This window comes from Streptomyces sp. NPDC059373, assembly GCF_042751495.1.
GTDB lineage: Bacteria > Actinomycetota > Actinomycetes > Streptomycetales > Streptomycetaceae > Actinacidiphila.
Genome location: NZ_JBHYXC010000004.1, coordinates 218,170 through 229,054, shown reverse-complemented (window position 1 = coordinate 229,054; position 10,885 = coordinate 218,170). Strand labels below are relative to the sequence as shown.

Annotated in this window: 5 protein-coding genes; 3 read left to right on the top strand and 2 right to left on the bottom strand. The window is 67.7% G+C overall.

The annotated features are described in order from the left end of the window. Positions 1 to 428 precede the first annotated feature (428 nt). From ACFXJ5_RS11180 to ACFXJ5_RS11170, 3 genes are read left to right on the top strand one after another with little or no spacing between them, the layout of a single operon-like run. Complete coding sequence (locus ACFXJ5_RS11180) at positions 429 to 752, top strand: hypothetical protein (RefSeq protein ID WP_384629973.1); 324 nt, start codon at positions 429 to 431, stop codon at positions 750 to 752. Further along, positions 749 to 2,035: a putative T7SS-secreted protein gene (locus tag ACFXJ5_RS11175; protein WP_384629971.1), complete on the top strand. Its 1,287-nt coding sequence runs from the start codon at positions 749 to 751 to the stop codon at positions 2,033 to 2,035. Before ACFXJ5_RS11180 ends, ACFXJ5_RS11175 begins: the two co-directional genes overlap by 4 nt. Positions 2,036 to 2,056: 21 nt before the next feature. Next, positions 2,057 to 2,539 carry a SitI3 family protein gene (locus ACFXJ5_RS11170; RefSeq protein WP_384629969.1) on the top strand — a complete coding sequence of 161 codons (483 nt, stop codon included), beginning with the start codon at positions 2,057 to 2,059 and terminating at the stop codon, positions 2,537 to 2,539. A 989-nt stretch (positions 2,540 to 3,528) separates the two neighbouring features. Here the strand turns inward: ACFXJ5_RS11170 and ACFXJ5_RS11165 are convergent. After that, positions 3,529 to 3,867: a hypothetical protein gene (locus tag ACFXJ5_RS11165; RefSeq protein WP_384629967.1), complete on the bottom strand. Its 339-nt coding sequence runs from the start codon at positions 3,865 to 3,867 to the stop codon at positions 3,529 to 3,531. A gap of 23 nt (positions 3,868 to 3,890) precedes the next feature. Continuing rightward, the gene (locus tag ACFXJ5_RS11160) at positions 3,891 to 10,538 is read right to left on the bottom strand and encodes an RHS repeat domain-containing protein (protein ID WP_384630075.1); all 6,648 of its coding nucleotides are present in this window, start codon (positions 10,536 to 10,538) and stop codon (positions 3,891 to 3,893) included. Positions 10,539 to 10,885 lie beyond the last annotated feature (347 nt).

Below are 10,885 nucleotides of genomic sequence, written 5' to 3'. Positions count from 1 at the left end.
ATCAGCTACCACGACGACGGCACTCCGTGCCCACCGGAACATCGGTACACCACTTCCGGCAAGCCACTCCACCCCGACTGCACCGTTCGTGATCGAGGTGCCGGGTGGAGCTACCGCTGTCCCGGAAGCAGAAATCGGCGGTCGCCCGCGTGGATTCGGACGTCTCGCCGGAGTGTGGCTTACTCCACTTACTCCGGCGTCTCCCCTGGCGCTGCAGGGTGGTTATGTTCCGCAAGCACTCAACGGCGCACTGACCGCGGCCCGTTCAACCTGAGTAAAGGGCTGTCCATTTGTGATTCATGGCCATGCCAACGACCTGGCGCACAGACCAGCATAACGGCATAAAGCGATTAAATCGGATCCCCTCATTTGGCAGACTCCCTTCGGTTGACGGCTGACCAGCGGCGACCTGAACGGGGAGGTCAATGATGGGTGAGCAGTACAGCGTCGATCTAGACGCGTTGGAGAAGGCCGCCTCCGGGGTGAACGGCACGCTCGACGAGATCAGCGTGCAGAAGGTGAGCGACATACCCCACGACAGGTCGGCGATCGGCCACGGGGAGTTGGCGAGCACGTTGTCCGACTTCCTCAGCCGCTGGCAACGCGGCGTCGACAACCTCTCCAAGGACGGCCAGGAGATCGCCACCCGGCTGACGGCGAACGTGAACGCCTACAGCGCCGTCGAGGAGCACACCCACAAGCAGTTCCACGGCATGCTGCACGGAACCGGCACCGATCCGGGGGTGAAGTGACGGTGACGGCGCTCGGCCAGACCAACGATGCGACAGCGCTCATACCCGGCGACGTCGCGTCGATCAGCCACACCCAGGCGGCACTTCAGGCCTACGGCGACCTCCTCCACCTCGCCGGTGAGGGGCTCCAGCGCATCGACACCAGCGACGGCTGGAGCGGCGATGCCGCCGAGGCCTTCCGCAAGGTCTTTCACGGCCAGCCGAGCAAGTGGCTGCGGGCCGGCGACGCGTTCCATCAGGCAGCCAGGGCCCTGGACTCCTACATGACCACGTTGAGTTGGGCGCAGGGCCAGGCAGGCGACGCCATCAACCAGTGGAACTCTGGGAAGGCACAGCACGAGGCCGCACAGGACACGTTGGACAGCGCCCGGGGTCAACTGGACAGCGCCGGCAAGGCGGCCGCCGCCGCAGTGGGAGAGGCGCGCGACCTCGCGCCTGCGAAGCCGGGATTCTGGTCCGATCTCGGTGACGACCTCGGCTCTTTCTTCTCCGGCGCGGGACACGTCGCCAAGGAGGTCGGAGAAACGGTACTGACCGACCTCGCCTCGGTGGGCAATGCCATGGTGCAGGACCCAGGTTCGGTTCTGGAGGTGGCCGGGGGCCTGGGCCTGGCAACGGTTGGCGCCGGCGGGGAAGTGGGCGGCGTGGTTCTGGACGCCACTGGGATCGGCGCCCTGGTGGGCGTGCCGGCCGCCGCCGTATCGGCCACTGCGATCACCGGCGGCCTCGCCATGGCCGGTCTGGGGCTGAACAACATCATCCAGGACGCGGCCGGCCCGGATCGGGTGAACATGAACTCCGACGGGGGTGGAGGCGGAGGCGGGGGTGACGAGGCCCCCAACGGTCCAGGCCATACGCTTCCCGAGCGTGACCCCGACCCGACCGCCACGGCACAGGGCAATCCGGAGACCATCCCCAGGAAGGCCGACCCCGAGACCGTGCGGGCGATAACGCGTCAGAACGAGGCGGCGGACAAGCTGGCCCAGAACGGATACGACGTCGAGCATGCGCCTGACGTACCCGGCAGCAGGAACCCCGACTACAGGATCAACGGGGAGATATTCGACTGCTACTCACCCAGCGGAGGCAACGCCCGTAACATCGCCTCCGAGATCCAGGGGAAGATCGACAAGGATCAAGCCGACCGCATCGTGCTGAATCTGAGCGACAGCTCCGTCGACGTGGCCAAGATGAACGCCCAGTTGCACGACTGGCCGAACCCGGGGCTCAAGGAGGTCATCGCCATCGACAAGGACGGCAACCTGCTGCACCTCTACCCCTAGCACCTCCGAAGGACGATCTGCATGTCTATTTCCTACAACCTCGACATGGGGACAGCGACGCCCGTGGCACAGGTCGCCCGGCACCTGCGCGACCTCGCCCAGTCCGCCGGCCTGTTCGACGCATCGGTCACCCCCGAGCTCGTGACCGGCGAGGGCGCGGTGACCTGGAGGGGCATGTGGATTCGCGTGGGTGAAGAGAAGCCGCAGCCGTGGCACCCCGTGATCACCGATCTCGGGTTCACTCCCACCGTCTGGGTCCGGTTCCAGCTCGCCAGTTCCAGCGAGCACTACTACCAGCAGGACGACATGATCCGGCTGGTGTCCGGCCTGCTGGACACGGTCCCCGGCGACGCTGTACTGCACTTCCAGTTCGAGACGATCTGGCTCCTGCGTCGCGGTCCCGAGCTGAGCCTCAACGAGCGGGACGACCTGTGGCCTGCGCGCCGGCTGGCAGCGGTCTCCCAGCCCTACCGCCGCGCCACCCACGAATTCTCCCAGGAGTGACACCCGCGCCGGCTGAAATGACAGCGCCGCCGAGGTGTTCCCCAGCCGCTGGATCTTGCAGGCGTAGTACTCGAGGTAGAGCGTTGCACGGGATGTTCCCGGTGCGATGAGCGTCCACCCGAAACTCAGTTCCTCCGACGTGACTCGCACCTCAAGACGGCCGCCGATTCTTGTGTGGAGCCGTTCAAGGTGGGTGAGCGTCCGCTGAGTCGGCGCGGTGCGGCCGCCGTGGTCGGCCTGAATGCCCAGCCTGTTCTCGGCCAGCTCCTCGGCCGGTGAGGCGGGCTTGATCACGAGGATCCGGACGAGGCTGCCGGTTTGCAACCGCCGTTCCAGCGCATGGACGATCGACGGGACCGTACCGGCCGAAAGCCGATCGCGAGCTCGCCCGCAGCGGATTCGCCTTCCGGCGGATGGAGGGCTTCGCCCTGGCGAGGAGCACTGAAAGCCGGTGCTTGAACGGAGCCCGCACCATGACAGCAGAGAGGCCAGGGCCGAGGACGGCGGTTCCTTACCCAAGGACGTTTCGTCACGGAAGTCAGCGATGATTTTCAGCCTGCCGCCGAGCACCTTGGCATAAACCGCCAAGGTCCCTTGGGGGATCTTGGCGGGCCTTGCTGATCCACGTTTATCCCTGACGTTTTTGTTGGTCGGACTGGGTGCAGAGGCTCCGCCCGGGATGGGCAGAGCCTCTGCGGCCGTTTTCGCGGGCCAGGACGTCTGGGTACAGGTCACCGACCGGTGGCTGACCACGCCAGGGCGGAGCCGCCCCCGGGAGTCATTCGTGGTGATGGTGATCTGACCTGACAGCTGCTGGACCACGCGGCCCAGGGCATCGAGCACCGCATGACTGCCCGTGCTCTGCGGCGCCCCCCAGCGCGTCCAGTCCCTGCGGGCCGAGGCGCTGAGGATCTCGGAAGGGAGATCCTCAGCGCCTCGAGCCGATCACCGCGGCACAGATTCCGGTCGGCTGCCGCCGAAGGCGGTGCTCAGCCCGCCTGTCCCTGCTCCGTGCCGGTCGTCGGCGGGACCACTCGGAGGTTCGCCTCGGGCTGCACCCAGGACAGGTCCATGCCCTCGAGTTCGACGACGGCGCTCCAGCCGGGGGTCAGTTCGGTGAACTCCCCGACGGGCTGTCGGTGTATCCGGAGCACCCGGGCCGGGGGAGCCCCGTCATCCGGTGGGCTGTCCACCGGGAGCACCGAATCGCCGGGGAAGATGCTCCGCCCCACACTGACGCAGCGGGCGTGACAGCTCACCCTGTTCGCCGAGGGCCGCTCGTACACGATCGCCACCTGCAGTAGTCCCACAGGCTCTGTACTACTCATGCTGAGGATGCCTCCATCCAGGGTCAAAACCAATTCATGACCTTGTCGGCCACGTCGGACGCCACACCGCTGCCGATGATGCCTCCGACGACACCCCCGACGACACCGCCGACGACGGTACCCGCTCCGGGAATGGCCGAGCCGATCGACGCACCCACCTCCGCGCCGTAGGCGGCGCCCGCGAGGCCGCCCGCGAGGCCCGCGGCGTCCCGCGTGGCGGTGTGGAGCCTCTGGGCCGGCGGCGCCTTGGCGACGTCGTAGGCGGAGAGCGCCACCGCGCCGACGAAGAGGCTGCCTTTCAGCGCGCCGCCGACCGTGATGAAGCCCGCGTCGCCGCCCGCCGAGTCCGCCAGCTTGCTCGCGGTCGAGGCGGCACCGCTGCCCGAACCGCCGGTAGCCCCGGCGCTCTTGGCGAACTCCTCGATCTGATCGGGGGTCAATTTGGGGGTCGTTTTGAGGCTGCCGTTCAGGTCGCCGAGCCTGGTGGCCGGATCGACGTCGACACCCATCTTGGACAGCATGCTCCGCGCCTGCTCAACCGGAATCGTCACCCGGGCCCGCTTGGCGAGATCGGTGGCGGGCCCCTCGACCCACACCTCGCTCTCATGCGGGAGCGATTGGTAGTAGTTGTCCATCACCTCCAGATCGGTGAGGTCCTGCCGGTTCAGGATGTGGAGCACGCCCTGCCCGTGAAAGTCGTTCGCGGCCTGGGTGGCGAAGTGAGTGGAGACACCAGGGTCCGAAGAGGTGGGCGTGAACCCGGTGGACTGGATGCGCTCCGAACCGCCGAAACCCACGGTGGAGCCGCGGAAGAGCCAGTCCGTCGCATCTGTCGGCGGGCGGTAGGAGGGCCCGGGGCCGTCACCCGCCGGGTACATCTGGCCGCTCGGGTCGGCGTTGGTGACAGGGTTGTCACCGGAGTAGGCGTAGCCGCCGAGCTCTTGTGGGTTGGTGGCCTCGAACTTGGGGTCGACGCTGATGAAACGTCCCAGCGCCGGGTCGTACTTGCGGACGCCGACGTCGGTGTAACCGGTGGCGGCTTCCTGGGACTTGCCGAGGTACGAGTGGGTGGGGTCGGGCCACGCGGTGTCGTTGGCGTTGGCCCGCTGCTGCCCGTAAGGCGTGTACTGCTGACGGGACACCTTCTGTGTGGTGGTGTCCATGGCCATGGTGCCGGTGCCGTGCGCGTCGTCGAAGAGGTAGTCGGTGCCGCCGCCGGGCAGGCTGGAGCGGACCGCCACCGCGCTGCCGGCGCCACCGTGCGAGTAGGTGCGTACGGCGCCGAGCAGGACGTTCGGAGTGACCCCGGTGTTGACGACGATCTCGGTGTCGCCCGCGAACAGCGTGGTCTTCCCGGGGTCGCGGCGTATCAGCTGGTTGCCGTCGGCGTCGTAGACGTATTTGGTGGTGGTGGGGCTGCTTCCGGTGGTGTCGACCTGGGCCAGATGGCCTTCGTCGTCCCAGGTCAGGTTCTGGCCCGCGCCGCCGCTGGTGGGAGTGCGAGTGAGCAGGTTGCCTGCGGCGTCGTAGACGAAGTCGGCCGGGTTGCTTCCGCCGGTGGTCTTGGTGAGGGTGTGCGGCTGGGCACCGGTGGCATTGCAACCGGTGGTGCAGCCATCGACGTAGCCGGTGGTGACGTCCGCCCCACCGGTGGTGGAGTGATCGACCACCTGGGTGCGGTCACCGATGGCGTCGTAGCTGTAGGACTGCCAGTACGACCCGGCCGTGCCGGCGACGGTCGCGGCGGTGGGGTCGGTGCCCTGCGCCGGGCAGGCGGCCTTCGCGGTCCAGGCCTGGGACAGCCGGGCCAGTGCGTCGTACTGGTAGCACTGGGTGTCCGTGGCCGTGTTGCCGGTCTCGGACTGCTGGTCGGCGGCGGACAGCGGGTTGCCGGCGGCGTCGTAGGAGTACGTGGTGTCGTCCACCTGCGGCCCCGGCGCCTGCGTACGCGAGATGAGCCGCTCGGTGGGTCTGCGGGTCTGGTCATCGTAGGAGTAGGTGATCCAGGCGGGGTTGCTGGACGCCCCCAGAGTGAGCTGCGAGGGCTCGCCGTAGTTGGTGTAGACGGTGCCGCCGACGTAGGTCTGGGCGCTGCTCGCGGTCGTGGTCGGGTTGCCGAGCACGTCGTGCCCGTAGGTGATGGTCTCGCCGATCAGGCCCTGGGTGCGCGGGTCGACCTGCGAGGTCAGCAGCTGCGCTTTGGCGCTGTAGGCGTAGGTGGTCTGGTAACTGGTCGGCAGCGGGGCCTCACTCGCGGGCAGCGTGATCTTCGTGCCCGTCGATTTGCCCAGTGTGGTGTAGCCGGTCGTCGCGACCGTGTATCCGCCCGTCACGCCCTGCACATAGCTGGTGGACGAGGTCAGCTGACCGATCCGCAAGGTGTCGTACAGCCAGGAGGCGACCTTGAAGTTCTTCGCCTTGTCCGTCTCGGCCAGCTTGCGGCCGAGCAGGTCGAAGGTGAAGTCCAGCTCGTTGCCTCGCGAGTCGGTGGTGGAGACGAGGTTCCCGGCGTCGTCGAATCCGTAGTGGCTGGTGCCGGCGTCCGGGTCCGCCTGCGAGGTCTTGCGGCCCAGCAGGTCGTAGCCGAAGGCCCACACCGCGTTGTCGGGGCCGGTCACCTTGTTCTGCTGGCCGGCCGCGTTGTAGCCGTAACGAGTGGCGTGGGACGTCCCACCGGTGACGGTGAAGCCGTCGGTCGCGTTGCCGCTCACGGTCGGTGCCGCGGTGAACTGGTCGAGCTCGGTGTTCTGACCGCGAGCGTCGGTCACCGTGGTGGTGGCGACCGCACCGGTGGGCGGGATGACGGTGGTCTTGTCCCCCGTGTAGGCGGTGCGGGTGTTCCAGGTCTGAACCCCGTCGTGCTCGTCGGTGCTCCGGGTGGTACGTCCCATCGCGTCGTGGTCGGTGACGGTGGTGGCGGGGATGCTCACCTGGGAGACCGACACCAGACTGGAGCCCGGGTTCCCGGAGATCGCATAGCTGTTGTTGGTGACCACGGTCCAGCCGTGCGAGTCGTACTGGGTGTCCGAGACCGTGGTGCTGCCGTTCTCCGCCGTCACCTGGGTCTGCAGGGTGCGCAGCATGGCGTCGTACAGCGTCTCGTTGATGCTGTAGCTGCCGTTGTCCAGCAAGGTGCCCGTGGACACCACCGAAGGAGCGGTGGCGGACAGCGCGTAGCTGTAGGTCATGCTGGCGGGGGCGCCGGCCCCCTTGTTCTCGTTGGGCAGCCAGACACCGGTCAGCCGACCGAGCGCGTCGTAGGACAGCGACGTGACCAGACCGGCGACATCGGTCTTGGTGAGGGGCACACCACGGGCGGCATCCAGCCCGGAGGTCGCCACCTGGCAGTCCTTGGACGAGGTGGTGGCCGGTGTGCAGGCCGCGCCCAGGGTGATCTGCGTGGCGGTGGTGGTGCTGGTCGGCAGCGCGCCGCTGGCCGGCGTGTACGAGGTCGCCACTGTCTGGGCCAGGCTGCTGCCGTCCGGGGCAGTGGCATGGGGCGTCCGGGTGGCCAGTACCACTCGGCCGTAGGAGTCGTACGTGCTCTGGGTCTGGTCGACGAACTTGGTGGCGGTTGCCCCGCTGGACGCCGACGCCTTCTGGACGAGAGTGGCGTCGCCCGCGCTGGGCAGGTCCGGGTTGGTCTGACCGTCGCCGTTATAGGCGAAGGCGTGCCCGTCGTACGACGTGCGGGTGTCGGAGATCAGGTTTCCGGAGGGGGTGGCCCCGGAACTGTTGCAGTCCTGGTCGGTGACGATGCTCTCGGCAGTGACCACCAGGGTTGCCGGGGTGCCGTCGAGGTAGCGGGTGAAGGTGCACTTGGCGGTGTTGCCGGTGGCACCCACCTCACCGCGGTCGTCGCTCTGGACGGCCATGCCGGTGGTGGTCTGGCCCAGGGTCGTGTTGTAGAAGGTGTCGGTCTCGGTCTTTCGCCAACCGTACGAGACGGCCTGACGGGTCAGCGTTCTGGCGGGGCGGACCATGTTCGCCGTCAGGTCCGGGAGTCCGGTCCGGGACCGCGAGGCGGTGGGGCCGATGATTTTGGGAACATTGACGACGGTCTTGTCGATGCCGCCGTTCACACCGGTGTAGGTGTCGGTCTCGAAGACCTGCCCGGCCAGCGGGTTGTCGTCGGCGACACTGACACTGCCGTCCTGGCTGGTGAGCGCGGGCACGCTGCGTGTCCCCGACGGCATGGTGTCGCCGTTCATGCCCAGGAAGTAGTAGGTCTTGGTGAGGGTCTTCTGGTCGTAGACCTTGGCCCCGTCGGTGTAGTGGAAGACGTTCGGGTCACCGGTGGTGATGTCCACTTCCGGGAATCCGCGGAACTGGCCCCAGGTGCGGTTCTTGCTCTTGACCGTCTCGTTGTCGTCGTAGTGCCAGCCCGGGTTCCCCTTGTAGGAGTACTCCGTCAGCAACTCCGGCTCGGTGCCGTCCTGGTAGTTGTTGTGCGGGTCGATGGTGGTCACCGATTTGACCGGGTGCAGATAGAACCAGTCCAGCATCGGCGCGGGCTGTCCGTCCGGCGTCCAGTACACCGGGAAGCACCGCAGCTTGTTCGTCGAGGCGAATCCCTTCGCCGCCGCGTCCGCCGGGTCGGACGGATCACTTGCCGGGGCGCTGGAGCAGTCCGGGGTGTCGTAGACCACCGTGGTTTCCGCACCGGTCTCCGTGGTGACCGTCTGGATCCGGTCGTGGTACATCAACGGCATCTGCGGGATCGTCCCGACCCGGTTCGGCAGCTGCAACGGCGGATCGAAGCTGACCGACGGGGTGGAGGCGGTGGCGAAGGCCCCGCCGAGCAGGTCCAGGCCGGTGTGCTTGATGCTGTCCAGCCACAAGGTCGGGGCGTGGTCCCCGCCGTCGGGGAAGGACTGGGTGAAGTCGTAGCGGTCCACCTGCTTGGTCGCCCCGCCGACCTGCACCTGCGTGGTGATCGAGGTCAGACGCTTGCGCGACCAGAAACTGGGACCGTGATTGGTGCAGTCCGTCGCGTCCTTGGCGCAGTTCAGGTCGATCGGCACATCCGGCCAGTACTCCGGGTTGGACTTGGTGAACTGGGAGTCCGAGCACGTGTTGCCCGCGGGCGAGCCCGAGATGCAACGCTCCGCCGTCGCGTCGAACAGGATCTGCTCCGGCGCGGTACCCGAGTAGACCGTGGACGAGGTCATGCCGTAGTCGATGCGCTTCAGCGTCCCACCGCGGGTGTAGGCCACCGCGGTGTTCTTCATGTTCGGGCCGTAGTAACCCGTCTCCGGCGCGTAGTAGTACGCCATCGCGTTGCCGTGGCGGTCCACGACGTAGTCCAGGTTGAACCGGTAGCCCAGAGTGCAGGAGCTGGACGCGAAGTCGGTGCCCGCCGGGCAGTCCGACACCCCGTCGTGCGCCTTGTAGACCGGCATGGTCCACGCCGACTGCGTCTCCTCCTTGCCCGAACTCCAGCCCGGCAGGCGGTTCCAGCCGAAGTAGTACCGGACACCGTTCTCGGTCACCTTGAAGTACTCGCCGTTGGCGGTGCCGTTGGTGGTGCCGGTCAGGTCCTCGATCTTCGTCGTGGAGTCGTCCTGGGCGGGGCGGAAGGTCTTGGTGTCGGCGTCGTAGACGATCGCCGTGGACTCCCCGTTCAGCGAGAGCGTCAGGACCTGGCCGGCCCAGCACTCGTCGCCGTCGTTCTTGGGCGCATCCGTCGACGAGTCGTCCTTGCAGGACTTGTAGGTCCGCTCGATGTAGTTGTCCGAGGTGGACCATCCGTCGCCCAGCCACGAGGACTGGTTGTTGGTGCTCTCGGTGCGCGCGTCCTGGGTGGCCGAGTTGTAGTCCAGGGACAGCTTGGGCGCCGATCCGCCGATGGCACCGGGCACCGAGATCGGATACTTGTAGGTGTAGGCCCCGGTGTTGCCCGAGACGGACCACGTGCCACCGGACGAGAGACTGGTCGCCGTGTAGTCGCCGGACGAGCCGCTCGTGCCCGAGGTCGCGGCCAGCGCCACCATGCCACCGGAGGCCGCGGCGGTGTGCGCGGACAGGGTCTTGGACGTTGTCGTCGCCGGCAGCGAGACCTGGGCCGACAACGGCGCGCCGGCCGTGGTGCGCAGCGGGGTCTGCGACTGGCACCGTGGCAGTTGAGGGGTCGTCAGTACGCAGGCAGGCAGCCGCACCAGGTGCAACCGTGAGGCGTAGTCGCCGCCGAAGGCGTTGCGGAAGGTCGAGTCGTCCACGTCGACCCCGACGCTGCCGGAGCCGGCGCCGGCGCCGCCCACGCTCCGCAGGGTGAACAGCACGCCGTGCACACCGGCGGCCTGTGCGGTCTTCTGGTCGACCGTGGTCACCTGGACCTGGCGCGCCGTGGTACCCGAACGCACCGCCGACAGCAGCACCGGCGACGACCCAGCCCGCACTCGCGACACCGTCCGCCGCGAGGACGCCGAGCCCGCCGCCGCGTGCGCGGAACGCCCACCGGTGGGCGGAGCGGTCAGCGACACCGTCGAGCTCCCCGCACCCGGCAACGACGCGTGCTTCGCGGGATCGAACCGTGTGAACCCCTTCGACGCCGCAGCCGCCTTCGGCTTCGCCTGGGTGAAGGGAACCCGCTTGTCCTTGACCACCGCGGGGGCGGGGACGTGCCGGTGCGAACCCGGCGCAGCCATCGCGTCCGCGCCGGGGATGAGCATGCTCACCACGAGGACACCTGTTGTCGGGAGGCTGAGGCCACGGAGCCATCTGGCGCCCCGTCGCATCCGTCTCCCCAGCCCGGCCGTTCGCGTCATCGTGAACCCTCCCCCGTTCCCGTCCCAGGGCACGCGGAAGCCGCCCCCGGGTGTTGCTGTGCGCGCCCAAGTGGCCTTCGGTCCAAGGCAGTTGAGCGCACACCAAAGGAGAGGCACAGTTGATCAAGCCCCTCACGGAAGCTTCACGCTAGGGCCTGAGATCGACACAACTTGCAAAGATCATGCACATGGAATGCAAAGGAATCCCCTAGTCTTGAACTCAATTTGACCGTCATACGTCAAAAACGGAC